The 25,117-nt window shown below is 63.1% G+C and carries 26 protein-coding genes; 4 read left to right on the forward strand and 22 right to left on the reverse strand.

Annotated features, from left to right (window positions below; all coding sequences use genetic code 11):
- Positions 1 to 402: 402 nt before the first annotated feature.
- From N0B71_RS04190 to N0B71_RS04235, 10 genes are all read right to left on the reverse strand, one after another.
- Complete coding sequence (locus N0B71_RS04190) at positions 403 to 792, reverse strand: hypothetical protein (protein ID WP_259757442.1); 390 nt, start codon at positions 790 to 792, stop codon at positions 403 to 405.
- Positions 785 to 1,000, reverse strand: a complete 216-nt coding sequence (locus tag N0B71_RS04195) for a hypothetical protein (RefSeq protein WP_259757443.1) — start codon at positions 998 to 1,000, stop codon at positions 785 to 787. Before N0B71_RS04195 ends, N0B71_RS04190 begins: the two co-directional genes overlap by 8 nt.
- Positions 997 to 1,221: a hypothetical protein gene (locus tag N0B71_RS04200; protein WP_084358531.1), complete on the reverse strand. Its 225-nt coding sequence runs from the start codon at positions 1,219 to 1,221 to the stop codon at positions 997 to 999. The genes N0B71_RS04195 and N0B71_RS04200 overlap by 4 nt, the downstream gene beginning before the upstream one ends.
- Positions 1,222 to 1,916: 695 nt before the next feature.
- Positions 1,917 to 2,360 (reverse strand): hypothetical protein, encoded by a 444-nt coding sequence (locus tag N0B71_RS04205; RefSeq protein WP_259757444.1) that lies wholly within the window; start codon positions 2,358 to 2,360, stop codon positions 1,917 to 1,919.
- A gap of 16 nt (positions 2,361 to 2,376) precedes the next feature.
- Complete coding sequence (locus N0B71_RS04210; protein ID WP_259757445.1) at positions 2,377 to 2,997, reverse strand: hypothetical protein; 621 nt, start codon at positions 2,995 to 2,997, stop codon at positions 2,377 to 2,379.
- A 2-nt stretch (positions 2,998 to 2,999) separates the two neighbouring features.
- The gene (locus N0B71_RS04215) at positions 3,000 to 3,848 is read right to left on the reverse strand and encodes a TIGR04255 family protein (protein WP_259757446.1); all 849 of its coding nucleotides are present in this window, start codon (positions 3,846 to 3,848) and stop codon (positions 3,000 to 3,002) included.
- A gap of 562 nt (positions 3,849 to 4,410) precedes the next feature.
- Positions 4,411 to 4,713, reverse strand: a complete 303-nt coding sequence (locus tag N0B71_RS04220) for a hypothetical protein (protein ID WP_259757447.1) — start codon at positions 4,711 to 4,713, stop codon at positions 4,411 to 4,413.
- 112 nt (positions 4,714 to 4,825) lie between these two features.
- Complete coding sequence (locus tag N0B71_RS04225) at positions 4,826 to 5,497, reverse strand: YceH family protein (protein WP_259757448.1); 672 nt, start codon at positions 5,495 to 5,497, stop codon at positions 4,826 to 4,828.
- 61 nt (positions 5,498 to 5,558) lie between these two features.
- Positions 5,559 to 6,314, reverse strand: a complete 756-nt coding sequence (locus N0B71_RS04230) for a cache domain-containing protein (RefSeq protein WP_259757449.1) — start codon at positions 6,312 to 6,314, stop codon at positions 5,559 to 5,561.
- 117 nt (positions 6,315 to 6,431) lie between these two features.
- Complete coding sequence (locus tag N0B71_RS04235) at positions 6,432 to 7,178, reverse strand: FadR/GntR family transcriptional regulator (protein ID WP_259757450.1); 747 nt, start codon at positions 7,176 to 7,178, stop codon at positions 6,432 to 6,434.
- A 307-nt stretch (positions 7,179 to 7,485) separates the two neighbouring features.
- On the opposite strand from N0B71_RS04235, the gene N0B71_RS04240 reads away from it, so the two are divergent.
- Both N0B71_RS04240 and N0B71_RS04245 read left to right on the forward strand, forming a co-directional pair.
- Positions 7,486 to 8,979 (forward strand): aldehyde dehydrogenase, encoded by a 1,494-nt coding sequence (locus N0B71_RS04240; protein ID WP_259757451.1) that lies wholly within the window; start codon positions 7,486 to 7,488, stop codon positions 8,977 to 8,979.
- A 137-nt stretch (positions 8,980 to 9,116) separates the two neighbouring features.
- Entirely contained in the window at positions 9,117 to 10,592 is a 1,476-nt protein-coding gene (locus N0B71_RS04245) for an APC family permease (protein WP_259757452.1), read from the forward strand.
- A 125-nt stretch (positions 10,593 to 10,717) separates the two neighbouring features.
- Here the strand turns inward: N0B71_RS04245 and N0B71_RS04250 are convergent, their stop codons facing one another.
- From N0B71_RS04250 to N0B71_RS04275, 6 genes are all read right to left on the reverse strand, one after another.
- Positions 10,718 to 12,217 carry an amidohydrolase family protein gene (locus N0B71_RS04250; RefSeq protein WP_259757453.1) on the reverse strand — a complete coding sequence of 500 codons (1,500 nt, stop codon included), beginning with the start codon at positions 12,215 to 12,217 and terminating at the stop codon, positions 10,718 to 10,720.
- Positions 12,214 to 13,413 carry an amidohydrolase family protein gene (locus N0B71_RS04255; RefSeq protein ID WP_259757454.1) on the reverse strand — a complete coding sequence of 400 codons (1,200 nt, stop codon included), beginning with the start codon at positions 13,411 to 13,413 and terminating at the stop codon, positions 12,214 to 12,216. Before N0B71_RS04255 ends, N0B71_RS04250 begins: the two co-directional genes overlap by 4 nt.
- A gap of 195 nt (positions 13,414 to 13,608) precedes the next feature.
- Positions 13,609 to 14,661: an extracellular solute-binding protein gene (locus tag N0B71_RS04260; RefSeq protein WP_259757455.1), complete on the reverse strand. Its 1,053-nt coding sequence runs from the start codon at positions 14,659 to 14,661 to the stop codon at positions 13,609 to 13,611.
- A gap of 49 nt (positions 14,662 to 14,710) precedes the next feature.
- Positions 14,711 to 15,502, reverse strand: coding sequence for an ABC transporter permease (locus tag N0B71_RS04265; RefSeq protein ID WP_259757456.1), 792 nt, complete (start codon positions 15,500 to 15,502; stop codon positions 14,711 to 14,713).
- Positions 15,499 to 16,410, reverse strand: a complete 912-nt coding sequence (locus N0B71_RS04270) for an ABC transporter permease (protein ID WP_259757458.1) — start codon at positions 16,408 to 16,410, stop codon at positions 15,499 to 15,501. Before N0B71_RS04270 ends, N0B71_RS04265 begins: the two co-directional genes overlap by 4 nt.
- Position 16,411: 1 nt before the next feature.
- Positions 16,412 to 17,482 (reverse strand): ABC transporter ATP-binding protein, encoded by a 1,071-nt coding sequence (locus N0B71_RS04275; RefSeq protein WP_259757459.1) that lies wholly within the window; start codon positions 17,480 to 17,482, stop codon positions 16,412 to 16,414.
- Positions 17,483 to 17,622: 140 nt separating this feature from the next.
- On the opposite strand from N0B71_RS04275, the gene N0B71_RS04280 reads away from it, so the two are divergent.
- On the forward strand, positions 17,623 to 18,309 hold the full coding sequence (locus N0B71_RS04280) for a GntR family transcriptional regulator (protein WP_259757460.1): 687 nt from the start codon (positions 17,623 to 17,625) through the stop codon (positions 18,307 to 18,309).
- 222 nt (positions 18,310 to 18,531) lie between these two features.
- Here the strand turns inward: N0B71_RS04280 and yjiA are convergent, their stop codons facing one another.
- From yjiA to N0B71_RS04300, 4 genes are all read right to left on the reverse strand, one after another.
- On the reverse strand, positions 18,532 to 19,530 hold the full coding sequence (gene yjiA / locus N0B71_RS04285; protein WP_259757461.1) for a GTPase: 999 nt from the start codon (positions 19,528 to 19,530) through the stop codon (positions 18,532 to 18,534).
- Between the two features lie 191 nt (positions 19,531 to 19,721).
- Positions 19,722 to 19,925 carry a YbdD/YjiX family protein gene (locus tag N0B71_RS04290; RefSeq protein ID WP_015478970.1) on the reverse strand — a complete coding sequence of 68 codons (204 nt, stop codon included), beginning with the start codon at positions 19,923 to 19,925 and terminating at the stop codon, positions 19,722 to 19,724.
- 12 nt (positions 19,926 to 19,937) lie between these two features.
- Positions 19,938 to 22,004, reverse strand: coding sequence for a carbon starvation CstA family protein (locus tag N0B71_RS04295; protein ID WP_259757462.1), 2,067 nt, complete (start codon positions 22,002 to 22,004; stop codon positions 19,938 to 19,940).
- Between the two features lie 186 nt (positions 22,005 to 22,190).
- Positions 22,191 to 22,700: a DUF3015 domain-containing protein gene (locus N0B71_RS04300; protein WP_259757463.1), complete on the reverse strand. Its 510-nt coding sequence runs from the start codon at positions 22,698 to 22,700 to the stop codon at positions 22,191 to 22,193.
- Positions 22,701 to 22,880: 180 nt separating this feature from the next.
- Here N0B71_RS04300 and N0B71_RS04305 point away from each other — a divergent pair, with 180 nt between their 5' ends.
- Positions 22,881 to 23,249 carry a PilZ domain-containing protein gene (locus N0B71_RS04305; RefSeq protein ID WP_045216617.1) on the forward strand — a complete coding sequence of 123 codons (369 nt, stop codon included), beginning with the start codon at positions 22,881 to 22,883 and terminating at the stop codon, positions 23,247 to 23,249.
- A gap of 115 nt (positions 23,250 to 23,364) precedes the next feature.
- Here the strand turns inward: N0B71_RS04305 and radA are convergent, their stop codons facing one another.
- Both radA and N0B71_RS04315 read right to left on the reverse strand, forming a co-directional pair.
- The gene (gene radA, locus N0B71_RS04310; protein ID WP_259757464.1) at positions 23,365 to 24,744 is read right to left on the reverse strand and encodes a DNA repair protein RadA; all 1,380 of its coding nucleotides are present in this window, start codon (positions 24,742 to 24,744) and stop codon (positions 23,365 to 23,367) included.
- A 106-nt stretch (positions 24,745 to 24,850) separates the two neighbouring features.
- Entirely contained in the window at positions 24,851 to 25,093 is a 243-nt protein-coding gene (locus N0B71_RS04315; RefSeq protein WP_259757465.1) for a hypothetical protein, read from the reverse strand.
- Positions 25,094 to 25,117: the final 24 nt, after the last annotated feature.

The raw sequence follows: 25,117 nt of genomic DNA on the forward strand, positions 1-25,117 counted from the left end.
GACGTTAATCAGTCCCTCTAGGCTCATCGCGTTTTCCTCGTTTGCATTTCCTGGGCATGAGCGTGCCTGTCGCTGGAATGCAGGCGCTCGCGCCGATGATTCAGCGTTCGGAAATGGTGGAATTGGGAGGCTTTAGAACGGGGCTCTGAGGCACGCCGCTGTGGTTATCTCACCACAAAATCAGATGCTGGAACGGGGCTATGCCGAAGGGGAATCGGGTCGGAAAGGTAGTCCAACACTATCCAATTATGCCCATTCACTCCGCCCTGGTATGCACGACCGGCATCGCCCAACACCAAGGGCTCTGCCCTTGTCATCCCGCTCTTGCCGCCGAGGGCTCGGGAGCGCGGGGCGGAAAAGCTGCCCCACGCTCACCGGCCGAGGCTGGTGGCGGGCATGCGTTCAAGGGTTCGCTCCGCCCGTGCTTCCGTTCGCCGGAACGGTGGGGCTGTTCCGACGAGCCGGGAGCGCGGCCCTTGAGCGCGGATCGTTAGGGTGGGCGATGCGGTCCAGTACGTTGCCGGAACCATGCCGGTCGCGGTGCCGCATCACCCGGATCGTGCGAATGTCGGACCAGAACAACTCGTTCGGGTAGTGCCCCTCGCCGTTTGCCGCGACGACGAGGAAGTAGGGATCGCTGTGAACGCCTTCGAGTGCCAGGACGACGCCAACAACATGAAGGAGACACCAGAGCGGTTCGGGGTCTTGTTCCCACACCAGTTCGAAGAGAACGGTTTGTCCCAGATAGGTCAGGGCGCTTTCGGTATCCAGAGAGACACGGTTGCTAGTCATTGCTGTAGTCCCCCGCTTCGAAATTCTCTCTGCCACTGAGCAGCTCAACGCGGAGGCGGACCATGTTCACCACCTGCATTTCCCCCATGGTGGTACTGGGGATAGTGCCGTTACGCACCCATTCCTCAGCCTCTTCAACACTCACGCCGCACATCTCGGCGAAGGCCGGGATGGTGCAAATATCGGGGCTCGATTGGTATTCGCTCATAGGGGCAACTCCTTTTCCATAAGCTGGCTGGTGAACAACGCGACGTTGACCAGCACGTGCTTGCCGACCTTCTCGTGAGGGATGTAGCCGTTGCGAATCCAACCCCAGACAACGTCATGGCGGTCGCCCATGCGAATCCAATCAGCGAACTCTCTCCAGGGCATCACTGGAGGCGGGCTAGAAAGGTCTTTTTGAGACAGGTTGAGTCCTTCTACATTCATGGCCTTTGCTGCACTATGCTGGACAATAGAGGATCATGACCTTGCACTATGTCTTGGCCATAGTCCAAATATAGACCCATGGACTAAGTTCTGTACATAGTCCATTTATAAATTTTATCTATCGAATGAAAATAACCGAGAGAGCCCTTCTATTGATAGGGCGCAGCAATCTGAGTGCTCTTACCAGAGCCGGCGACACAGACTACAACCGCTGGGTCAGTATCAAGAGAGGTCGCGCGCGCGTAGGCGCGGAAGAAATAGAAATTCTGGGTAAGGTATACCCGGAGTATCGCTGGTGGCTTTCCACTGGAGAAGTTATGCCGGAGATCGGACAAACTAGTCCGGACTACGATGAGGCCGACAGAAACTTGACCGGACAAAGCGCGGGATAGCAATTACCTTGAAAGTAGCTATGCGCTGGTACGCCCGAAACCTTTAGTTCGAAATAGTTTTAGTATTATTTGATAACTGCTGATTAGAAGGAGCTAACCCATATAGCAAAAGCTGAGCCAACAGTTAAGAGCGTCAGCGCAGAACAACTCGAGATATAGGGTGCCAGTTCACTTCGCTTTCAAGCGCGGGGCAAAGCTATATAAAGCAGGCGTCGTGAAATGCATTAAGCTCCGGCGACTTAATTGCCGCCGGATTTAAATCACAATCCTAACAGAATGAATTGGTGGCAAGAGGCTGAAAAACTACTTGAAATCTAAATGCTCCTGAGCACAAATACCCCTCTGCATAAGCTCAAGCAATTTTCCTCTCAGCTCTCGCAAACCTCCCTTGCCCAACTTTGTGGCACTCAAAATCAGTGCATGGCCTTCATTTCCATCAATCGGATCGGACTTCACAAGGAATGCAGCGGAGCCGTCATTTCCTTTTACACTCCGAACCTCTCCCGCAATAAGCGCAGAGTACACAGCTGCCTGTCGCTTGTCGGGATTTCTCGCAGCTTGTTCCTCCAGCCTATTATTTACGGCTGTTAAAAGCGTAAATCGCTCTCGATCGACACTCACGCCACTACTGTCCAGGTCTGTGAGGCTTATAGCCGTCACGGCGAACTCCTTCCCATCATAATGTTCTGGTGAGAAAGTAGAACGTATCAGGCGTTCAGCGTCATCGATTGCAGGATCGAATTCCATTTCAAATACGCCAACATCAAGAAATAATTCTTATAACTTCATCAGGAAGTGGCGTCGCCAAATCTTCTTCGTCAGAAATATATACGCGGCCATCAGTGCTTTTAGCGTAGTAAGAGTATTTACCGTCGCCATAAAGCCCCAAGTCAATTACGCCAAAGGCTGTCTTCCAACTAAAATTAATCTCGCCGTCGCCCGCGCAGGAAATCTTCGGAAGACACTTCTCGATCTCTGCGGCGTGATATGCAGAAAATAATTCAGCGTCGTTTCGAGAGTCTTGGCCTATACGCACTCCGCCATAGCCATCCCAGTTCTCTTCTAAGCCAGAGAACTGTCGAACTCGCCCAATAACCAGATCCAATGCATTAGGAGAGTTTGCAGCGGGAAGTGTAACAGCGCCTGGGGTTTTTAGCCGGGTATTGCTTTGAATTCCATGGACAATATGCTCCACATAAGCAACCGCGCTATTCGCGATAGCTTCAACGCTTTCATATTTACCGGCATCAATTCGCGCCTTCAATATTGGCGCCGGCCCAGGGGCGCGGGCAGTCGAAGGAAACATCGAGTACGCGCCAATATGAGCAGCTGTGGTCTTCACATCCCTTTCAAGACTGATAGGCTTTGCAAATGCTGCATCCATAATCAAGCCCCTCCCTGCCGTAGATTCATTTGCTCTGCAATTTTCTTATTAAGCACATTAAATATAACGCTTTTATTGCACAAATGAAATGCTTCAAATAGCTCCGAAGCTGAATCTAAAACCTTTTTCCCGTCAGAAAGCGCACCTAACGGTGATTTTGAAACCTTGTTTTCAGAATCACGCAACGACAAAGTGTGATCAAGCGTCACAAAGCTCTGAAGCTCGCCATCGGATGAGGTTGTATATGACGAGTCGAGATTTAGCTGACTAAGAACCTCGGTACTCTCCAACTTCCCAGGCTCAAACCAGCCTGTATAAACATGCCACCGCTCGCCAGACGAGAATACGTGATCAGAGACGTATACTGACTCCGGATCTAAAAGCTCGGATATATTATATTTCCCCGCGCTGGGCATGAATCGGAAGCGATCCAATACCCTCAACCCTCCTCCAAGCAGTGGCTCTTGGGTATCTAGCGCCTCTAATACTCTTTTCAGAACATCCAAGAAAAACTGCTTGGCGGGCGCCCAGCGGTAGTACTCAAGGCAGTGAATACTAATAGATGGCCCAGCGATACGTACAATCCACTCAAGAGCGTTCGACGTAGCATTGCGACGAACCATCTGAATTGCATCAGAGTTCTGTTGAATACTTGGCGTCTCTGAGTTCTCCAGAGTAATCTGGACGCTTTTAGTTTCGTCGAATTCAGAAAACAAATCCGCAAGATTGGACTTTAGAGACTCCATTTTCTTCTGATTGGCAATGAGTCTGTTCGCAAACTCAAAGAAAAAAATAGTCTCCGCAATCGCATGCGATTTCTTGATGGGCTCAAAGAGCTCCGATACGCTCATATCCTTTTCGACTCCAAGCCGAATTTCTCTGGTTGAGCCTTTCACGAGATTGGCACACCCATGTGCCATAACATCTCTATACGCCCAAGCTAGTACATCTCAGAGGCACTTACAACAAACACAATCAGCGCCTCACTGAGCATAAACCTAAAAAATATACATTATTTCTCCATCCCTTGCAAGAAAAACCAAAAAACTCAAAGCTCTTTAATCTAACTTCCATATTGCAGATTTTAGTTCGATATTTCGTTAATTCGAATAGCGACACCATAATCAGCTTCAATACACAGATAAAAAACCATTACAAACTGAAAAGTACCTACTTCATAACCGCCCCCAACCAGAAGAGCAATGTGTCGAAAAAGTGTCGAAATCACTTGCCGCCACTTGCTAACAAAGGCCTCTATGCCCTGCTAGAGGCCGCTATTTCTGCGGCGTTAGCCAATAATGACCATCAATGGCCACGTCCAAAAACGGGTTCAAATCCCCCCGGCTCCACCAAATCCAACGAAAAAGGCGCTGAGCCTCAAGCCCAGCGCCTTTTTTCTTGCCCGCGATTTGCCTAGAGCGTCAGAAAACCCAGCCGCGGCATGAGCGGTTCGCTCTGCTCTTGCACCACCACTTCCACGCAGGGTTTGCGCAGGCGCAAGCGTTCGGCATTGCACAGCAGGGGGCCGTCGTCGTCTTCGGCGCCGAGGGGGTCGTCGATCAGTACGCCCTTGATCAGTCCCTGGCGGAACAGTTCGCGGATGGCGAAGAGGTTGGCTTCACGGGGGCCGGTGAGGTCGGCGATGGATTTGAAGTCGGTTTCCGTGAGCTGGCTGAGCACGGCGGTCAGCTGGGCCTGGGAGGGTTTGCGACTCATGGGGTACTCCGGGTGAAGCGGGGGCAAGCCTGACTATCGGGGGCAAATATTAACGCTGGATTAGCGAAAGCGCAGGCCGACCTTGGTCGGCCTGCGCCGGGAATCTTCCGAATCAGTCGCGGGAGACGCCCAGCTCCAGCAGGGCGAGGCGCTCTTCGAGGGCGGCGATACGGGCTTCCAGTTCCACCAGGCGGCCTTCGTCGTGGCCGCCGCCGTCACTGCGCTCGCTGGAGGCGCGGCTGCCGCTGGCGGCGATAGCGGCCTCGCGGTCTTCCTCGGTGCCCAGCAGGTGCATGTAGCGGTCTTCGCGCTGGCCGCTCAGGCGTTCCAGCTGCACGGCCATGCCACGGCTGGCGAGGCGTTCCAGCTGGTGGCGGACTTCCTCGGTGTCGTCGAAGTCGTGCATGCGCTGGCTGCGGGTGAGCAGCTCGTTGAGCGTCTGCGGGCCGCGCAGGAACAGCAGGCCGAGCAGGATGACCTGCGGCTTGACCAACTCCAGAGCCTTGTCCAGCCGCTGTTCCCAGCGGTCGGCGCGGCTGCCCATGACCAGGCGGGTCATGTCGCGGCCTTCCAGATGGCGCAGGGATTGGCCGACCTGGCCGGGGGTGAGGTTCATCACCGGGTCGCGGCTAGTCTTCTGGTTGCACGCGGTGACCAGGGCATTGAGGGTCAGCGGGTAGGCTTCGGGGGTGGTGAGCTGCTTTTCGATCAGGCATCCGAGCACGCGGGTATCCACTGCGCTCAGGGGTTCGAAATCGGAAAGGGTGTCGAGCGACTGGCTCATGGCGGTATCCGTCGATGAGGGAACCGCCCTAGCCTAGCCGTTTACGCGGCGTTTGGCAGCCTCAGGCGGCACCGGCCAGGCGCCGGTTGAGCGGTCGCTCGATGACCGACCAGTGCGAGAACGACGCCGCCAGTTCCTGTTCGCGCCCCTGGGCGTCGCGCCCCAGAGTGCGCCGGGCGAGGTCGCCGGTGAACCAGTTGGCGGTGTTGGCGGCGACCACGCGGCCTTCGCCATTCACTACCAGGGCTTCGTGCCCCATTCGCATCAGGCTGCCCAGCAGCACGCCTTCGAACTCGTGCAGCGCGATGTCGGCGGCGGCGACGCCGATGAAGCGGCCGTCCACCTGGATCGGTACGGAGAAGGCGAGGATGTACAGGTCGGTGCCGTAGAGGTCGACGAAGGGCCCGACCACCGAGGGCTGGCCGCTGGCGCGGGGGCGGGAGAACCAGGGCATGTTGAGGTAGTTGTAGAAGTTCTCGCTGCGCCGGTTGAAGTTCAGGCTCATGGGCACGACCTTGTCGCCGCGGCCGTGGTACCACCACTCCAGGTACATGTCCTGGTCGGCCAGCTCGCCCGGCTCGATCACCACCCCGGTGCCGTGCAGGCGCGTGCCGTCATCGGTGAGATCGTGCTGGATGCGCGGGCGCAGCGCGCCGAGATCCTTCGACGACGGACGCTTGCCCTCCTCCGCCAGCGTGCGCCAGATCGCCACGACCTCGCCGGCCAGCTCGTCGAGACGCTGGAAAACGTTACGGATGGAAGCGTCGATGCGCTGGGCGCAGCACTGGAGTTCATCCGTGGGTTGTTCGCTGGACATGACCGGGGCCTCGCTGTTCTTGTTATCGCGCAGCCCAGAGGGGTCTGCGGAGTCGGTACGGTGTGTCGTTCCCGCGCCCTGGCGAGCGCATCGGCAAAGCAGCAAGCGCTGTGCCAGTCAGCCGTCATCGGCCAGCAGGCTCAGGCGCAGGTTGATCAGCCGCTTGATGCCGCGGGTGACGTGGGCCTCGGCCAGAGCGCCGGCGAGGTTCGAGTCGCCAGCGCTGATCGCTTCGAGGATCGCGCGGTGTTCCTGCTCGATGGCGGCCGCACCGGGAAAGCCCTCCACCGGCAGCCACAGCCACTCGCCGATTTCCGCCTGCAGGCGCGTCTCCGCGTGGGTGAGGCGCACGGACTGCGCAGCGACGGCGATCTCGATATGGAAGCGCGCATCGGCCCGGCGCTGCTCCTGCCGGGTGGACGCGCTGGCGAGGGCATCGAGGTACTGGGCGATGCGCGCCTGCTCGTCGGACGTGGAGCGCTGTGCGGCGAGGCGTGCGGCGGCGCCGGCGATGGCCACGTGTTCGTCGCCCAGGTCGCGCAGTTCCAACGCACTCATCTGGCGCAGCTGCCCCAGCAGGGCGTCTTCGGAGGTGTGCTGCGGCGAGCAGACGAAACTCCCGCCATTGCGCCCTCGCCGGGTCTCGATCACGCCGCGTTCGCGCAGCTCGGCCAAGGCATCGCGCAGGGTCACGGTGGCGACGCCGAACTGCATGGCCAGCTCGCTTTCGCTGGGCAGTTGCTCGCCTTCGGCGTAGAGGCCGAGGTCGACCATCTCCACCAGTCGGCGCGCGACTTCCTCGGTGCGCCCTTCCTGGCGCAGGCGCATGAAGCTGGCGGGGCGGACTTTCCTGAATTCGTTCATAGGCAGCAATGCGCGGAGCGCGGACGCTTTCTGCGCGGAATGTTCCTGTTCTGGCGTGCGATTCGGGGCGCGGTCGAAGCCTACCGACAAGCCTAGCGGCGGCCTCTCACAAAACTATACCTCCATACTTTTAAATCGTTTCACGGACGTTCAGCAAGGTCTTTCGCCGCGAAAACACCGCATAACCGCGCATTTTTCGACCTGTATTGGCAACCGCAGAAACATAAGATATGGTTTTAAATGTATTTGCCAGCGACGGTCCGCAGGCCGTCTCCGCCAACAACAGCAACAACGAGGAGCGATACGCATGAGCCAGCCAACCCGCGCCGAATGGGAAGCCCGCGCCAAGGCCCTGAAGATCGAGGGCCGCGCCTTCATCCAGGGCGAATACCTGGCCTCCGCCTCTGGCGAGACCTTCGATTGCATCAGCCCGGTGGACGGGCGCCTGCTGGCCAAGGTGGCCAGCTGCGACGCCGCCGATGCCGAGCGCGCCGTGCAGAGCGCCCGCGCCACCTTCGATTCCGGCGTCTGGTCGCGTGAAGCGCCAGCCATCCGCAAGGCCGTGATGATCCGCTTCGCCACCCTGCTGGAAGAGCACGCCGAGGAGCTGGCGCTGCTGGAGACGCTGGACATGGGCAAGCCCATCGGCGACTCGCTGAACGTCGACCTGCCGGGCGCCGCCGATTCCCTCCGCTGGAGCGGCGAGGCCATCGACAAGGTGTATGACGAAGTCGCGGCCACCTCCCACGACCAGCTCGGCCTGGTCACCCGCGAGCCGGTGGGCGTGGTCGCCGCCATCGTGCCGTGGAACTTCCCGCTGATGATGGCTGCCTGGAAACTCGGCCCGGCGCTGGCCACCGGCAACTCGGTGATCCTCAAGCCGTCCGAGCGCTCGCCGCTGACCGCCATCCGCATCGCCCAGTTGGCCATCGACGCAGGCCTTCCCGCTGGCGTGCTGAACGTGCTGCCCGGCTACGGCCACACCGTCGGCAAGGCCCTGGCGCTGCACATGGACGTGGACACCGCGGTGTTCACCGGCTCCACCAGGATCGCCAAGCAACTGATGGTCTACGCCGGCGAATCGAACATGAAGCGCGTCTGGCTGGAAGCCGGCGGCAAGAGCCCGAACATCGTCTTCGAAGACGCGCCGGACCTGCAGGCCGCCGCCGAAGCCGCGGCCGCCGCCATCGCCTTCAACCAGGGCGAAGTGTGCACCGCCGGCTCGCGTCTGCTGGTGCAGAAGTCGATCAAGGCGAAGTTCCTGCCGCTGGTGGTCGAGGCGCTCAACGGCTGGAAAGCCGGCCACCCGCTGGACCCGGACACCAATGTCGGCGCGCTGGTCGATGGCCGTCAGCTGGAGCAGGTGCTGGGCTACATCCAGGCCGGCCAGGACGAAGGCGCGACGATCCTCACCGGCGGCAAGCGCGTGCTGGAAGAAACCGGCGGCACCTATGTCGAGCCGACGCTGTTCGACGGCGTGAGCAACGCGATGAAGATCGCCCGCGAGGAAATCTTCGGCCCGGTGCTCTCGGTCATCGAATTCGAGAACGCCGAGGAAGCCATCCGCATCGCCAACGACACGCCCTACGGGCTGGCGGCAGCGGTGTGGACCCGCGACATCTCCAAGGCCCACCTCACCGCCCGCGCCCTGCGCGCCGGCAGCGTGTGGGTGAACATGTACGACGGCGGCGACATGACCGCGCCCTTCGGCGGCTTCAAGCAGTCGGGCAATGGTCGCGACAAGTCGCTGCATGCCTTCGACAAGTACACCGAGCTGAAGGCGACCTGGATCAAGCTGTAATCCGGCGCGAACCAGCGACACGAGAGGTTTGGAGCAAGACGGCGCGCGGCTGAACCCGCGCGCCGAACAATAACAACAACGCTTTCCGTTGCACCCGTTTGGCTGCCGACGCGAAAACCTCAGACAGGACACCCACGATGAACAGCTCGATCCAGCCCCTGGACCGCGACGCGGAACAACTCCGCGCGCTGGGCTACACCTCCAATTTCGAACGCAGCATGACCCTATGGCAGAACTTCGCCCTGGGCTTCACCTACCTCTCGCCGGTGGTCGGCGTGTACACCCTGTTCGGCCTGTGCCTGGCCGCCGGCGGCCCGCCGATGTTCTGGTCCTACCTGCTGGTGGGCATCGGGCAGATGCTGGTGTGCCTGATCTTCTGCGAAGTCGTCTCGCAGTTCCCCATTTCCGGGGGCGTCTACCCCTGGGCGCGGCGCCTGGTGGGCAAGCGCTGGGCGTGGATGGTCGGCTGGATCTACTCCGTCTCGCTGTGCGTGACCATCGCCGCCGTGGCCCTGGGCGCCGGGCCATACATCGCCACCCTGCTCGGCTTCGAATCCACCCCGGTGACCAACACCCTCGTCGCCCTGGCGCTGACGGTGATCGCCACCCTGCTGAACCTCTCGGGCACCAAGCTGCTGGCCCGCGTGGCGATGTTCGGCTTCATCTGCGAGTTGCTGGGCGCGCTGGTGATCGGCACCTACCTGCTGATCTTCGAGCGTCACCAGCCGTTCTCGGTGCTGTTCAACACCTTCGACATCCGCATCGACGGCAGCTACTGGCCGGCGTTCCTCACCGCCTCGCTGGCCGGCATGTTCCTCTACTACGGCTTCGAGGCCTGCGGTGACGTCGCCGAGGAAACCCCGAACCCCAGCCGGCGAATTCCCAAGGCCATGCGCATGACCATCTGGATCGGCGGCGGCGCGGCCATCTTCGCGGCCCTGGCGCTGATCCTCGCGGTACCGGACATGGCCGCGGTGATCTCCGGCGCGGACAAGGACCCGATGACCACCATCCTCGACAACGCCTTCGGCGTGACCGGCGCGCGCCTGGTGATGGCGGTGATCATCGTCTCGTTCGTCTCCTGCGTGCTCAGCCTGCAGGCCGCCGCCAGCCGCCTGCTGTACTCCTATGCGCGCGACGAGATGGTGATGGGCAGCGGCCTGCTCAAGCGCCTGTCGCCCAACACCCACGTGCCGGTGGCCGCGCTGATCGCCTGTGGGGTGATCCCGTCGGTGATCGTCTGCGCCGGCTTCTACCTGCAGAACGCCATCGCCATGGTGGTCAGCTTCGCCGCCATCGGCATCTACCTGTCGTTCCAGATGATCGTCGCCGGCGCCCTGTTCGCGCGGATTCGCGGCTGGCAACCGAGCGGCGCCTTCACCCTGGGCCACTGGGGCTGGATCGTGAACATCCTGGCACTGACCTACGGCGTGCTGGCGATCATCAACATGTCCTGGCCACGCACGCCGGACGCGCCCTGGTACCTGAACTACGGCATCGTGCTGGTGGGCGGCATTGTGATCGCGCTGGGCCTGGCCTACATGACCCTGTTCCGCCCGTACGACAAGGGCACCGCTCCCCACGGGGATGCGTGGAAGCTGCATCAGCAATAAGCGGTAAGGCGACACGAAAACGCCCGGCAAGGATGCCGGGCGTTTTTGCTTTTGGATGCTGGGCTTGCTCGCGAACGGACTCGCTGGCGGCCCTGGCGCAGGGCGGTTCGCGAGCAAGCTCGCTCCTACAGGGTATTGCGCACGCGGTCATCAAGCAGCGGTGCGGCGGCGCTGTACGAGTCGGCAAAGGGAATCGCGGAACGGAACAGCGTGCGCCACGGCGGGTTGCCGAAAGCGCGGTCGGCGTGGTGTTGCATCTGTTTCTGGAACAGCGCGTCGGCACGGTGCTGCAGGTCGGCGTAGTCGACGCCGATCACTTGGCCGCCCTGCATCACACAGCGCCCGTCGATGAAACTGGCGATGCAGTCATCGCCGCGGCCGGCGGTGAACAGGTTCTTCAGCGGGTCGAAGAACGGCCCCTGGTGGAAGCTTCCCAGGCGGAACACGGTGATGTCCGCACGGGCACCGACGGCGAGACGGCCGAGGTCGTCGCGGCCCAGAGCCCGGGCGCCGCCGAGGGTAGCGGCGTTGTAGAGATCGAGCATGCGCGTGTGTTCGGCATCGCCCTCCTTCACCCGCGCGATATTCAGGCCCTGGCGCAGGTTGTCGAGCATGTCCGCCGGGAAGGTGTCGGTGCCCATGGCGAGGTTGATACCCCGCGCGCGGTAGGCGCCGAAGGAGACGAGCGCATCGCCCTCGCGGGCGAACACCACCGGGCAATGCACCAGGCTCGTGCCGGTATCGGCCAGGCGCTGCAACTCGTGCTCGCCGCTATGCAGGATGCCATGGGGCAGCACGCTGCGCGGGTTGAGCAGGCCGTGGCTATCGAGCCATTGCAGCGAGGAGGTGTCGCGCAGGCGACGCACCAGGTCCACCTCGTAGCGCGACTGGCAGCAGTGCAGGCGCAGCGGCGCGTTCAGTTCGCGCTGTACAGCGGCGGTGCGTTCCAGCAGCGCAGGCGTGCAGGTTTCGATGCGGTCCGGCAGCAACGCGCCGCGCACCAGGCCGCCATGGGCGCCGTCGAAATCGCGGAAGAAGCGCTCGGCCTCCGTCAGTCCAGCAAGGCCGGCGGCTTCGTCCCAGTGCTGCGCGGGGCTGCCGTCCGCGCGGGCGTAGGTCATGCCGCTCATGTAGCAGGGGCCGAGGTAGGTGCGCAAACCAAGCTCGCCGGACAGCGCCGCGACCCCGGCGAATTCGTCGTAGTGCTCGGCCCAGCGCCGGTAGTACATGGAGGTGATCGGCATGGCAGTGGTGATGCCGTTGCGGATCAGTTGGGTGAAGGCATAGCGGTACTTGAACAGTTCCTCGTCCGGGCTGTAGCACTCGCGTGGCCCGGCACGCAGGTAGTCTTCGGACCAGACGCGGCCCATGCTCCACTCGGCGTCGTTGTCCAGGGTCAGCACGGTGGAGTCGAGGTCGCCGAGGGCATCCAGATCGATGAAGCCAGGCCCGATCAGCGCGTGGCCGTAGTCGATCCACTGGCTGACTTCACCGGGAAAACCACGGCCAACGAAGACAATCCTGCCGCCCTCGAATACCACTTCACCGTGACGCCAGAGCACGTGTTGCGTGCCGTCGAACCCCACCACGAAGCTGGCCTTCAGGCCGATGCGGGGCGTGCTCACAGACGCGACTCCAGCAGTTCTCCGTGCTCAGCAATCAGCTTGCCGGCCTTGAATACCTGGCGCTGCACCGGGCGCGCGACCACGGCTTCTCCGAGGGTCTCGACTGGCAGCAGGAGGAAGTCCGCCGGCGCACCGACCTCGATACGCGCCGGCTCGCGCCCCAACGCGCGGGCGCCGTTACTGGTGGCGGCGGCGAAGGCGGCGGCGAGATCGTCGTCCTTGCACAGGTCGAAGCGGAACGCGAGCAGCATCGCGCGTTCGAGCATGTCGCCATTGCCCATCGGCGACCAGGCATCGCGTATGCCGTCGCTGCCCAGGCACAGGTTGACGCCGGCGTCGCGCAGCGTGAGGAATGGCGGAACAGGGGTATCGGCGGGCGCGGAACTCATCAAGGAAATGCCCAGTTCGGAGAGTCGCTCGGCCAATGGCTCGACCTGCGCCCAGGGCGCCATGCCCAGGCAGTAGGCGTGGCTGATCATCACCTTGCCCTGCAGGCCGTGGCGCTCGGTGTAGTCAGCGATGCGGGCGATCTGCCAGAGGCCGAGCTCGCCCTTGTCGTGCAGGTGAATATCCACGCCACGCCCGAACTCCACGGCCAGGCCAAAGACGATATCCAGTTGGGCGATGGGGTCGTCGTCGATACCGCAGGGATCGAGGCCACCGACGTTTTCCACGCCCAGCACCAGCGCCTCGCGCATCAGCTCGGCAGTGCCCGGGCGGCTGACCAGGCCGGTCTGCGGGAAGACCACGAACTGCATGTCGATCAGGTCGGCGTAGTGTTCACGCAATGCCTGCATGGCGACCACGTGGCGCAGGCCCAGTTCGGGATCGATATCGACGTGACAGCGGAAGGTCAGCGAACCGCGGGCGATGCACTGCTCCAGCAGCGCGCCGGCACGCGCGGCGATGGGCGCGTCGATCTCGCGCAGCACACGGCGTTCGTTGGCGATGTAGTCCTTGAGCGTGGGGCCGGCGCTGTTGGCACGCCAGGGTTGGCCCCAGAGGGTCTTGTCCAGGTGGCAGTGGCTTTCCACCAGCGGCGGCAGCAGGAGTTGGCCGGCGCCGTCGATGTCGCCGGCCTGCGGCGCGGCGTTGCTTGCCGGGCGGCGTTCGACGAGGCGGCCGTCACGGATGAGAAAGTCTTCCGCGGCATTGCCCAGCGGACGGATGTTGCGCAGCCAGTAGCGGTCGGTCATGGGGACCTCGAACAAGGAATTGGATAAAAGACATAGGGCGAATAACCGCTCGTGGTTATCCGCCGATGAGCTCGACGGCGGATGGATCAGGAAGACAAATGTAGGAGCGAGCTTGCTCGCGAACCGTATGACGCCGAAGTCAGGCCGAGTCTGTTCGCGAGCAAGCTCGCTCCTACGAAAAGCTAAAGCGGGTCATCAGCCCTTGAGCTTGGACCAGATGCGGTCCTGCAGCTCGCGGGAGGCGTTGCTGCATTCCTTTTCCAGGCGCAGGCGCTGCGCGTATTCGGGCGGCATGTTGATGGCGTCCATCACCTTCCACTTGGCGTCCAGCAGATGGTCAGTCTGGATACCGTTGGAATAGGCGATGGCGTTGGTCACCGCGGCGGCGTTCTCCGGCTTCATCATCCAGTTGATGAAGACCTTGGCGTTCTCCGGGTGCGGGGCGCTTTTCGGCACGGCGAAGTTGTCCTGGAAGGAGGCCACGCCTTCGCGCGGGTAGACATACTTGATGGTGCTCTTCTGCAGGGTGGCGCGGGCGGTGGAGCCGTTCCAGTTCTGCATCAGCACCACTTCGCCAGAGGCCATGCGATCCACGGTGTTGTCGGAGCTGTACATCTTCAGGAAGGGCTTCTGCTTCTGCAGCAGTTCGAGGATCTTCTTGGCGTCCTGCGGACTCTCGGTGCACTCGTCGACGTTGAGGTAATGCGCGGCGGCGTTGATCAGGCTGCTCGGGGTATCCAGCGCGGCAACCTGGCCCTGCAATTCCGGACGCGGCTCGAAGAATTCCTTCCACGAGTCATCCAGCTTGCCGCCCGGCACCCGCGCACTGTCGTAGGAGAAGCCGGTGGAGCCCCACAGGTAAGGCGCCGAGTACTTGCGGCCGGGGTCGAAGGCCGGGTCGCGGAAGGCCGGCTTCACGTACTGGAAGTTGGCCAGCGCAGGCGTGTCGATTTCCAGCAGCAGGTCCTGCTTGATCAGCGTCTGCATGATCGAGTGCGACGGCACGATCACGTCGTACGCGGCGCCGCCGGCCTGCAGCTTGGCCAGCAGGGTTTCGTTGCTGTCGTAGCCGTCCATGGTGACCTTGATGCCGGTCTCCTTCTCGAACTTGGCCAGCAGTTCCACCGGGTAATAGTCCGTCCAGTTGTAGAAGAACAACTGCTTGGGCTCCTCGGCCTGGGCGACGCCCGCGGCCAGCAGAGCGAGGGACAAACCGGCGAGGCCGTGGCGCAGGGCGTTCAACTTCATGTTGCTCTCCGAATCGAAGGGTCAGAAAACGAAAGGTTGGCAGTCTTGATCAGGCGTCCGGTTTGCCGCGCTGGCCGAGCCAGTACGACAGCACCACGAGGACGATGGAAATCACCAGCATGAGGGTCGAGATGGCGTTGATCTCGGGCGTGACTCCGGCCTTGATGGCCGAAAAGATATAGACCGGCAGCGTGGTCGAGCCGGGGCCCGCGACGAAGAAGGTCATGATGAAGTCGTCGAGGCTGACCACGAACGCCAGCACCGCGCCGGACAGCACTGCCGGCCACAGCAGCGGCAGCGTCACTCGGCGGAACACCTGCCAGGGGCTGGCGTAGAGGTCGCCGGCGGCTTCCAGCAGGCTCTTGTCCAGGTCGTTCAGGCGCGCCCGGATCGGCAGGTAGGCGAAGGGAATGCAGAAGCCGACGTGGGCGACGATCACCGTCATCAGGCCGAGCTTGATGCCCAGCGACATGAACAGCAGCAGCGTGGCCACCGCGATGACGATCTCCGGCAGGATCAGCGGCAGGTTGATGCCGCCCTCCACCAGCCGCCGCCCGTAGAACGGCCGCGAGGTCGCCAGCGCCGCGGCCAGGGCGATCGCCGTGGACAGCACGGTGGCGAACCCGGCGACCACCAGCGAGTTGAACGCCGCCGCCTGGATCGAGGGATTGGCGACGATCTTGCCGTACCAGGCGAAGGAGAATTCGGTCCACACCGTGGCCGAACGGTTGGCGTTGAAGCTGTAACCGATCAGCACGAGGATCGGCAGGTACAGGTAGGCCAGCACCAGCAGGCTGGTTTCGCGGGTGCCGGGCAGTTTCTTCAGGTGCTGGGCGATCATGCGTTGGCTCCTCCCAGATGAACGGCCTTGGCGGCGCGGCGGCTATACAGGGCGAACGCGATCAGCGCGAGCAGCATGATCGCCAGCAGCAGGAACGACAGCGAACCACCCAGGGGCCAGTTGCGCGCAGTGCCGAACTGTTGCTGGATCAGGTTGCCGATCATCAGCGTCTTGCCGCCGCCGAGGATCGCCGGGGTGATGAAGGCGCCCAGGCTCGGCACGAACACCAGCAAGGAGCCTGCGATCATACCGGGCATGGACAGCGGCAGGATCACCCGCTGCAACGCCTTCCAGCGGTTCGCGCCGAGGTCATAGGCGGCCTCCACCAGGCGCCAGTCGAGCTTCTCCAGGGTCGAGTAGATCGGCAGGATCATGAACGGCAGGAAGCTGTAGACCAGGCCGACGCAGACCGCGAAGTCGTTGTACAGCAGGGTGATGCCGCCCGCCTGGGGGAACAGCGCGTTGAGGGACTGGGCGATCCAGCCGTGCTCGCGCAGGATGATCAGCCAGGCGTAGTTGCGGATCAGCAGGTTGGTCCAGAACGGGATGGTGATCAGCAGCACCATCAGGTTGCGCGAGCGTTCGCTGAGGCTGGTCATCCACAGCGCCACCGGGAAGCCGAAGAGGAAGCACAGCAGCGTGGTGCCGCCGGCCTGGAACAGCGAACGCAGCAGCGCCTGTGCGTAAACCCAGTTGAGCTCCAGGTTGCCGTCGAAGTCTTCCTGGAAGAACAGCTGCACGTAACTCTGGATCTGCCAGTCGGCGTGCCAGTCGACGCCGCCGTAGAGATTGCGCGGCAGCAGGCTGATGTACCCCATGATCGCCAGCGGGATGGCGATCAGCCCCAGCAGCGTCAGCGCCACGGGGCTGAGCAACAACAGGCGGCGGGTGGTGGGCGATTCCTTCATTTCACGCCTCCATCAGCAGGCAGGCCTGGGGCGGCAGGTGCACCGCCACGGCCTCGCCGACGTTGCGGGCGCGACCACCCTCGTTGCTCTCGCGCAGGGTGATCTGCGAGGCATCGGGCAGGCGGCAGCGATACAGCGTCGCCGTACCGACGTACATCACCGTCTCGATCACCGCGCGCAGGTGATGCGGCTGGGACGGGTCCACCAGCTTCGAGCGCTCCGGGCGGAAAGCCAGTTGCACAGTGGCACTGCCCAGGCCCACCGGCAGCTCGCAGGGGATTTCCGCCGCCATGGCGTTGGGATGGAAGCCGCCCTGGCGCATCTGCCCGGGAAGGAAATTGATGTCGCCGATGAACTGCGCGACGAAGCGGTGCGTCGGGCGTTCGTAGATCTCGTTGGGCGTGCCGATCTGCATGATGTTGCCGTGGGACATCACGGCAATCCGGTCGGACAGGGTGAGCGCTTCTTCCTGGTCGTGGGTGACGAAGATGAAGGTGATGCCCGCCTCTTCCTGCACGCGCTTGAGCTCGACCTGCATCTCCTTGCGCAGCTTCAGGTCCAGCGCGGACAACGGCTCGTCAAGCAGCAGCACCGAGGGCTTGGGCGCCAGCGCGCGGGCCAGGGCCACGCGTTGCTGCTGGCCACCGGAGAGCTCGGCCGGCTTGCGTCGCGCCAGGTGCTCCATCTGCACCAGCGCCAGCATCTCCTTCACCCGGCCGGGAATCTCGCTGCGCGCCAGGCCCTGCATCTCCAGGCCGAAGGCGATGTTCTCGCTCACCGACATGTGCGGGAACAGGGCGTAGCTCTGGAACACGGTGTTGATGCGGCGGCGGTACGGCGGCAGGTCGTTGACCCGCTCGCCGCCGACGAGGATGTCGCCGCAGGTGACGTTCTCGAAGCCGGCGATGCTGCGCAGCAGCGTGGTCTTGCCGCAGCCGGACGGCCCCAGCAAGGTGAAGAACTCGTTATGGGCAATGTCCACCGAGACTTCGTTGAGAGCAGGAGCGACGTTGGGATCGTCGGTATAGCGCTTGCTGACCCGACGCACCTCGACGGACGACGAATGATTCATTTTGGTGCATTCCTCTTATTTTTGTATGCAATATTTGAATGCAATCTACAAATAGCGGATGTATTTTTCTTCTGCAACTGGTTTTGCACGGGCGGTTTTGCGGCATCCTTCCCAGGGTCAAGCATGAGGCGGAGTCGGTCATGACGGAGAAACACCCCGAGTCCACGGTGGAACGCGTCTACCAAGGGGTTTATGAGGCGATCAGCAAGCGCAGCCTGCGGCCTGGCATGAAGCTGGGCGAGGCCGCGTTGGCGGAATTGTTTAAGGTCAGCCGCACGTCAGTGCGCGCGGCGCTGAAACATCTGGAAGCAGACGGGCTGGTGTCGAGTGCGCTCAACAAGGGTGCATGGGTGGCGCTACCCAGCGACGAAGAGATCCGCTCGCTGTTCGAAACCCGGCGGCTGATCGAGATTGGCATCGTCAGCGAGCTCTGCCGCCGCGCGGACAGCGCGATCATCCAGGACCTGCGCGATCACGTGGCCCTGGAAGAGGCGACCCACGATCAGGACCACGCGCGGTTCGTGCACCTGCTGGGCGAGTTCCACCTGAAGCTGGCGGCGGCGCTGAATAATCCGGTGCTGCTGGACTTCTTCCGCAAGCTGATCGAGCGCGCCTCGCTCTACGCCACCACCCTGGACGACGACCAGCACGAGACCTGCCGCGGCAACGAGCACCAGCGGCTGATCGAGTACATCGAGTCGGGCAACCAGGCGGCGGCCATCGAGTTGACCTGCATGCACCTGAATGCCATCGAGCAGGCGATCATCAAGGCAGCGGGGAATTTGAAAGCGGATTACCACCCGCTCAAGCATCTGATTGGCAGCTGAGCCGCAACGAGGCTTTGGTAGAAGCGAGCTTGCTCGCGAACAGGAGCCGGTTGACGCCACTTTAAACGCTCGCACCGAACGGTCCCCTCTCCCTGAAGGGAGAGGGGGCTGTCCGGCGGGGTGTCGGAGCTAGGCATCAGCCGACAAGCTGCGGTTCGCGAGCAAGCTCGCTCCTACGAAGAGCGCCAAAGAAAACGCCCGGCACTGGCCGGGCGTTCTCCTTCAGGCGGTGGGCCCGCCGGTGATGCGGTCGAAGCCGCGGCGGATTTCGTCTTCGGGCAGGTTGTCGCCGATGAAGACGATCACGCTCTCGCGCTGCTCGTTGCCCTTCCACGGCGTATCCCAGTCGAAGCCATAGAGCCGCAGCACGCCCTGGAACACCAGACGGCGCTCCTCCCCGGCGATGTTCAGCACGCCCTTGTAGCGCAGCAGGGAGTTGCCGTGCCATTGCAGCAGGTCGTCCATGAATTCGCTGAGGCGTTCGATATCCAGCGGGTTGTCGCTGCGCAGCACCAGGGTGGTGATGCGATCGGTGGCGCCGGTCGCCGGGCGCACGGGGCGCAGCAGCGGGCGCAGGCCGACGTCGGCGTTGAGGTTGAAGCCGCGTACGTCGAGCAGGCGTTCCAGCTCGATGGCGCCGTGCTCGACGGCATGGATCTCGGCGCGGCGGTTGATGCGCTGCAGGCGCTCCACCAGCGCCTCGTACTGCGCCGGCGACACCAGATCGCGCTTGCTCACCAGGATGCGGTCGCCGAAACCGACCTGGGCCTGGGCGATGGCTTCCTGCAGGTGGCGCTCGGCATTGGCGGCGTCCACCAGGGTGATGATGCCGTCGAGCAGGTAGCGCTCGCGCAGCGTCTCGTCGACGAAGAAGGTCTGTGCGACCGGGGCCGGGTCGGCCAGGCCGGTGCACTCGATCACCACGCGGTCGAAGTCCAGCTCGCCGTTGTCGCGGCGCTCGAGCAGGACGTAGAGCGCACGCTCCAGGTCGCTATTGATGGTGCAGCAGACGCAGCCGTTGGACAGCGTCGTCACCTGAACCGCGTCGTCGCCCAGCAACTGGCCGTCGATGGGCGTATCGCTGAATTCGTTCTCGATCACGGCGATCTTCAGGCCGTGCTCGGCCTTGAGGATGTGCTTGAGCAGGGTGGTCTTGCCGGCCCCGAGGAAGCCGGTGAGGACGGTCACCGGAATCTGCGGCGCGCTTGCGGAATCGGTCATGGGGACATCCAGGCAATCAGAAAGGAAAACGGGCCGCGATCGCTCGCGGCCCGCATCTCTGCTTATGAAACGTCGGCCAGGCAGGCGAGGCAAGGCGCCAGTGGCCGGAAAAAGCGGAGTCTACTTCCGTAGATGAGCATTTTTCCGGCCGCTGGCAACGCAGCATCGGCCACGCAGCCAGTTTCATCGCGTCAGCAGCAGCGGATCGGCCTCCCCTTGCCGCCACCGTAGCGCGCCTCCTGGCGCTCGCGGAAGAACTCCTCGTAGGTCATCGGAGTCTTGTCCGGGTGCTTGTTCTGCATGTGCTGAACGTAGGTGTCGTAGTCGGGCATGCCGACCAGCATGCGTGCGGCCTGCCCGAGATACTTACCCATGCGGCTGAGGTCGTTGAACATGATGCTGCTCCGTCAGGCGTCCGGGATGGGCTGGAACGGAGCTTCCTTGTCGGTGCGCTCCTTCTTGGTCCAGGCACTGGCGCCCACCTTGATCGCGTACACCAGCACGCTGAACACCACCAGCAGGAACAGCACGGTGAGGCCGGCGTTGATGTAGGCGTTCATCATCACGTGCTGCATCTGGCCGATGTCCTTGGCCGGGGCGATGATCTGCCCGGCGTCCAGGCCGGCGGAGTACTTCTTGCCCAGGGCGATGAAGCCCACGGCCGGGTTGCTGTCGAACAGCTTGATCAGCCCCGCGGTGGTGGTGCAGATCAGCAGCCAGGCGGCCGGCAGGGCGGTCACCCAGACGTACTGCTGGCGCTTCATCTTGATCAGCACGACGGTGGAGAGCATCAGCGCGATACCGGCGAGCATCTGGTTGGAGATGCCGAACAGCGGCCACAGCGTGTTGATGCCACCCAGCGGATCGACCACGCCCTGGTACAGCAGCCAGCCCCACAGCGCGACGCAGCCGCCGGTGCCGATGATGTTGGCGGTCCAGGATTCGGTCTTCTTCAGCGCCGGGACGAAGTTGCCCAGCAGGTCCTGCAGCATGAAGCGCCCGGCACGGGTGCCGGCGTCCACCGCGGTGAGGATGAACAGCGCCTCGAAGAGGATCGCGAAGTGGTACCAGAAGGCCATGGTGTTCTCACCCGGCAGCACCTGGTGAAGGATGTGCGCGATGCCCACGGCGAGGGTCGGCGCACCACCGGCACGGGCCAGGATGGTCGTCTCGCCGATGTCCTTGGCGGTCTGGGTCAGCACGTCCGGGGTGATGGCGAAGCCCCAGCTGCTGACGGTCGCGGCCACGGCGTTGACGTCGGCGCCGACCACGGCCGGCGGGCTGTTCATGGCGAAGTAGATGCCCGGTTCGATGACCGAGGCAGCGACCATCGCCATGATCGCCACGAAGGACTCCATCAGCATGCCGCCGTAGCCGATGTAGCGGGCGTCGGGCTCGCGGTTGAGCAGCTTGGGCGTGGTGCCCGAGGAGATCAGCGCGTGGAAGCCGGAGACGGCGCCACAGGCGATGGTGATGAACAGGAACGGGAACAGGCCGCCCTTCCACACCGGGCCGGTGCCGTCGGTGAACTGGGTCAGGGCCGGCATCTTCAGCTCCGGCGAGACGATCACGATGCCGATGGCCAGGGCGATGATGGTGCCGATCTTGAGGAAGGTCGACAGGTAGTCACGCGGGGCCAGCAGCAGCCACACCGGCAGCACCGAGGCGATGGCGCCGTAGGCGATCAGCATCCAGACGATCTGCACGCCGTGGAAGGTGAACACCGGGGCCCACTCGGGGCTGGCGGCGATCTGCCCGCCGAGCCAGATGGAACCCAGCAGCAGCAGGATGCCCACGACGGAAATCTCGCCGATGCGGCCCGGGCGGATGTAGCGCATGTACACGCCCATGAACAGCGCGATCGGGATGGTCGCCAGCACGGTGAACATGCCCCACGGGCTTTCGGCCAGGGCCTTCACCACGATCAGCGCGAGCACCGCGAGGATGATGATCATGATCAGGAACGCGCCGAACAGAGCGATGGTCCCCGCCACCTGCCCCATTTCCTCGCGGACCAGTTCACCCAGCGAACGCCCGTTGCGGCGGCTGGAGATGAACAGCACCATGAAATCCTGCACGGCGCCGGCCAGCACCACGCCGGCGATCAGCCAGAGCGTGCCGGGCAGGTAACCCATCTGCGCAGCCAGTACGGGACCGACCAGCGGGCCGGCGCCGGCGATGGCAGCGAAGTGGTGACCGAAGAGGATGTGCTTGTTGGTCGGGACGTAGTCCAGGCCGTCGTTGTTGAGGACCGCGGGGGTCGCTCGATTGGCGTCCAGTTGCATCACCCTGGTGGCGATGAACAGGCTGTAGTAGCGGTAGGCGACCAGGTAGATGGCAACCGCCGCGACGACGATCCACAGTGCGTTGATGGCTTCGCCGCGGCGTAGCGCCACGACTCCCAAGGCAAATGCACCGACTATCGCCACCACCAGCCATGCGAGGTGACGTAGCAGGTTGTTGTTATTGTTCATAGCGAGGCTTCCGACAGTTTGAAGGCGAGAATTCGCAGAAAAATTCTAGTCTTTTCCAGCGACCCATTCATACGACCTTAGTCTAGAGCGGTTACGCGCTTATTGCCGGAGGTCAAACCGCTGGACCGCGGAGTCAGGAAATGCAAAGGCCCGCCTGGGGCGGGCCTTTGGCGGCGTCGTGTGGACTCAGACCGGTTGCTTGGCGTACTGCGCCAGCACCTGGTCACGGCTCATCACCGCCAGGGTGTTGTTCAGCACCTGCTCGCCGGTGGCGTTCTGCGACGTGAAGATCTCACCGAAGTGCTGCTGGGTGACCTGGGCGAAGTGCGCGCGGTCCTGGGTCGGAATGCCGAGCAGTACGGCGTAGGCGTCCAGTGCCTCGCCATGACCCTGGGCCATGTTCTCGGCGATATTGTCGAGCATGCCGTTCATGGCGAAGATCGAGCGACCGCCGTAGGAAATGCGCTGGCTGGCGTCGCAACCGTTGGTACCGGAGGTCAGGCCGAAGGTGGCGTTGCCCGAGGTGCCGTTGGTGGTGGTGGCCAGCAGGTGCGGGAACAGGCCGCGCTGACCGTCGAAGACCATGTTGCCCCAGCCGCAGCCCTTGCCGCTCTGGCCGGCTTCATCGGCGTGCGCCGCCAGGCTGGCAACGCTGATAACCCCAAAAATCAGACCCTTGATGAGTTTATTGTCCATGCTCTGCTCTCCGCAGTGGTGGTGGTTTATCGCACATGGAGCTTTGGCGAGGGTACGCGGGCTGTCAAACCGGTACGGGACGCGCCTGACGGACGATGCAGCGGGCGACCGGCGCGCGACGCGCCAGCAGCACCTTGCGTCTATAGTGAGGCGAAGCAGAAACGGCCGGAGAGCCACGACATGACTGACGATCACGACGAGCGCCGGCGCTTCCAGCGCATTGCCTTCGACGCCGGCACCGAGATCAGCCAGGGTGACCTGCGCTGGAAGGTGACGCTGCTCGATCTGTCCCTGCAGGGCCTGCTGGTGCAACGGCCGGAGCACTGGAGCATCGTCGCCCAGGAACCGGTGCAGGTGCGCATCTATCTGGGCTTCGACGTCAACGTCTATATGGAGGCAGACCTCGCCTGGGAGCGTGAAGGCCTGCTGGGCTTCAACTGCCGGCACATCGACCTGGACTCGATCAGCCACCTGCGCCGCCTGGTGGAGCTGAACCTGGGCGACGAATCGCTGCTGGAGCGGGAGCTGACGCTGCTCAGCGAACATTGAGATCGCGCGCCACCCTGAACCCGATCGCGGACGAAGTCCGCTCCTACGCTAATGCCAGCCAGGGCGTAGGAGCGGACTCAGCCCGCGATCGCTTATCCGCAACGCCGATGCAGCTTTACTCGAACAACGCATCCAGCGCCTGCTCCAGGCGCGTCACCGCGATGACCTGCAGGCCGGGGGGCGACTCCTTCGGGGCGTTGCCCTTGGGTACGATGGCGCGCTTGAAGCCGTGCTTGGCCGCTTCCTTCAGGCGCTCCTGGCCGCTGGGCACCGGGCGCACCTCGCCGGACAGACCGACCTCGCCAAACACCAGCAACTGGTGATCCAGCGGCCGGTTGCGCAGGCTGGACATCACTGCCGCCATCAGCGCCAGGTCTGACGCCGTTTCCAGCACCTTCACACCGCCCACCACGTTGAGGAACACGTCCTGGTCATAGGTCGGGATGCCGCCGTGACGGTGCAGCACCGCCAGCAGCATGGCCAGGCGGTTCTGGTCCAGGCCCAGGGTCACTCGGCGCGGGTTGGCCAGGTGGCTGGTGTCCACCAGCGCCTGCACCTCCACCAGCATCGGCCGCGAGCCTTCCCAGGTGGCCATCACCACGCTGCCCGGCACCGATTCCTGGGCGCGGGTGAGGAAGATCGCCGAAGGGTTGGAGACTTCCTTCAGGCCACGGTCGGTCATGGCGAACACGCCCAGTTCGTTCACCGCGCCGAAGCGGTTCTTCACCGCGCGCAGCAGGCGCAGGCGGCCGTCGGATTCGCCTTCGAAATACAGCACGGTGTCGACCATGTGCTCCAGCACCCGCGGGCCGGCCAGCGCGCCTTCCTTGGTGACGTGGCCGACCAGGAAGATCGCCGTGCCGCTCTGCTTGGCGAAGCGCACCAGCAGCGCCGCACTCTCGCGCACCTGGGCGACACCGCCGGGGGCCGATTGCAGCTGTTCGGTGAAGATGGTCTGGATCGAGTCGATCACCATCACCTTGGGCTGCTCCTGGCGCGCCGTGGCGATGATGGTCTCGATGCAGGTCTCGGTCATGACCTTGAGCTTGTCCTCGGGCAAGCCCAGGCGGCGCGCGCGCATGGCGACCTGTTGCTGGGATTCCTCGCCGGTGACGTAGAGCGCCGGCAGGCGCGCGGCGATGTTGCAGAGGGTCTGCAGGAGGATGGTGGACTTGCCGATGCCGGGGTCGCCGCCGATCAGCACGACAGAACCGTCGACCAGGCCGCCGCCGAGGGCGCGGTCCAGTTCCGCCGAGGCGGTGGAGAAGCGCGGCATTTCCTCGACGCTGACTTCGGCGAGGGTCTTGATGTTGGCCTGCTGGCCGGCCCAGCCGCCACGGCCGGAGGCACTGCTGCCCGAGCCGCCCGTGGGCGTGGTGTCGATGACGGTTTCGACCAGCGTGTTCCAGGCGCCGCAATCCGGACACTGGCCGGCCCATTTCGGGTAGGTGGCGCCGCACTCGGTGCAGCCGTACATGCGCTTGGCCTTGGCCATGGGCGGACTCCGTCTGAAACAAAGCCCGCATCATAGCCAATCGCGCCCGGCGCTTCAGAACCTATTTACGCGCTGGCGAACCGGGGCGACAGATCGCCAAAGATCGTCAGCTCGCCAGGCGACGGTACTGGCTTTCCATGTCGTGCTTGAGGCTCTCGCGGCGCATCAGCAGCGAGGCCAGGGTGCAGTCGGGGCGCTCGATGCCCTCCTCCACGCGGCCGATGCGCTGGTCCAGCAGCTCGTATTGCAGCTTCAGGCGGACCAGGCGCTCCTGGGCGCGCAGGGTGTCGGCATTGCGTTGCGGGAGCTTGGTGACGGACTTGCCAGAGGACGAAATGGCTTTACGCATGGCGGTGGCACCAGTAGGAAAGAG

It is taken from the genome of Pseudomonas sp. GCEP-101 (assembly GCF_025133575.1).
GTDB classification, from domain to species: Bacteria; Pseudomonadota; Gammaproteobacteria; order Pseudomonadales; family Pseudomonadaceae; genus Pseudomonas; species Pseudomonas nitroreducens_B.

Coding starts and splice junctions, on each gene's coding strand:
- N0B71_RS04190 (WP_259757442.1), bottom strand. CDS start 792: ATGACTAGCAACCGTGTCTCTCTGGATACCGAAAGCGCCCTGACCTAT.
- N0B71_RS04195 (WP_259757443.1), bottom strand. CDS start 1,000: ATGAGCGAATACCAATCGAGCCCCGATATTTGCACCATCCCGGCCTTC.
- N0B71_RS04200 (WP_084358531.1), bottom strand. CDS start 1,221: ATGAATGTAGAAGGACTCAACCTGTCTCAAAAAGACCTTTCTAGCCCG.
- N0B71_RS04205 (WP_259757444.1), bottom strand. CDS start 2,360: ATGGAATTCGATCCTGCAATCGATGACGCTGAACGCCTGATACGTTCT.
- N0B71_RS04210 (WP_259757445.1), bottom strand. CDS start 2,997: ATGGATGCAGCATTTGCAAAGCCTATCAGTCTTGAAAGGGATGTGAAG.
- N0B71_RS04215 (WP_259757446.1), bottom strand. CDS start 3,848: ATGAGCGTATCGGAGCTCTTTGAGCCCATCAAGAAATCGCATGCGATT.
- N0B71_RS04220 (WP_259757447.1), bottom strand. CDS start 4,713: ATGAGTCGCAAACCCTCCCAGGCCCAGCTGACCGCCGTGCTCAGCCAG.
- N0B71_RS04225 (WP_259757448.1), bottom strand. CDS start 5,497: ATGAGCCAGTCGCTCGACACCCTTTCCGATTTCGAACCCCTGAGCGCA.
- N0B71_RS04230 (WP_259757449.1), bottom strand. CDS start 6,314: ATGTCCAGCGAACAACCCACGGATGAACTCCAGTGCTGCGCCCAGCGC.
- N0B71_RS04235 (WP_259757450.1), bottom strand. CDS start 7,178: ATGAACGAATTCAGGAAAGTCCGCCCCGCCAGCTTCATGCGCCTGCGC.
- N0B71_RS04240 (WP_259757451.1), top strand. CDS start 7,486: ATGAGCCAGCCAACCCGCGCCGAATGGGAAGCCCGCGCCAAGGCCCTG.
- N0B71_RS04245 (WP_259757452.1), top strand. CDS start 9,117: ATGAACAGCTCGATCCAGCCCCTGGACCGCGACGCGGAACAACTCCGC.
- N0B71_RS04255 (WP_259757454.1), bottom strand. CDS start 13,413: ATGACCGACCGCTACTGGCTGCGCAACATCCGTCCGCTGGGCAATGCC.
- N0B71_RS04260 (WP_259757455.1), bottom strand. CDS start 14,661: ATGAAGTTGAACGCCCTGCGCCACGGCCTCGCCGGTTTGTCCCTCGCT.
- N0B71_RS04265 (WP_259757456.1), bottom strand. CDS start 15,502: ATGATCGCCCAGCACCTGAAGAAACTGCCCGGCACCCGCGAAACCAGC.
- N0B71_RS04270 (WP_259757458.1), bottom strand. CDS start 16,410: ATGAAGGAATCGCCCACCACCCGCCGCCTGTTGTTGCTCAGCCCCGTG.
- N0B71_RS04275 (WP_259757459.1), bottom strand. CDS start 17,482: ATGAATCATTCGTCGTCCGTCGAGGTGCGTCGGGTCAGCAAGCGCTAT.
- N0B71_RS04280 (WP_259757460.1), top strand. CDS start 17,623: ATGACGGAGAAACACCCCGAGTCCACGGTGGAACGCGTCTACCAAGGG.
- yjiA (WP_259757461.1), bottom strand. CDS start 19,530: ATGACCGATTCCGCAAGCGCGCCGCAGATTCCGGTGACCGTCCTCACC.
- N0B71_RS04290 (WP_015478970.1), bottom strand. CDS start 19,925: ATGTTCAACGACCTCAGCCGCATGGGTAAGTATCTCGGGCAGGCCGCA.
- N0B71_RS04295 (WP_259757462.1), bottom strand. CDS start 22,004: ATGAACAATAACAACAACCTGCTACGTCACCTCGCATGGCTGGTGGTG.
- N0B71_RS04300 (WP_259757463.1), bottom strand. CDS start 22,700: ATGGACAATAAACTCATCAAGGGTCTGATTTTTGGGGTTATCAGCGTT.
- N0B71_RS04305 (WP_045216617.1), top strand. CDS start 22,881: ATGACTGACGATCACGACGAGCGCCGGCGCTTCCAGCGCATTGCCTTC.
- radA (WP_259757464.1), bottom strand. CDS start 24,744: ATGGCCAAGGCCAAGCGCATGTACGGCTGCACCGAGTGCGGCGCCACC.
- N0B71_RS04315 (WP_259757465.1), bottom strand. CDS start 25,093: ATGCGTAAAGCCATTTCGTCCTCTGGCAAGTCCGTCACCAAGCTCCCG.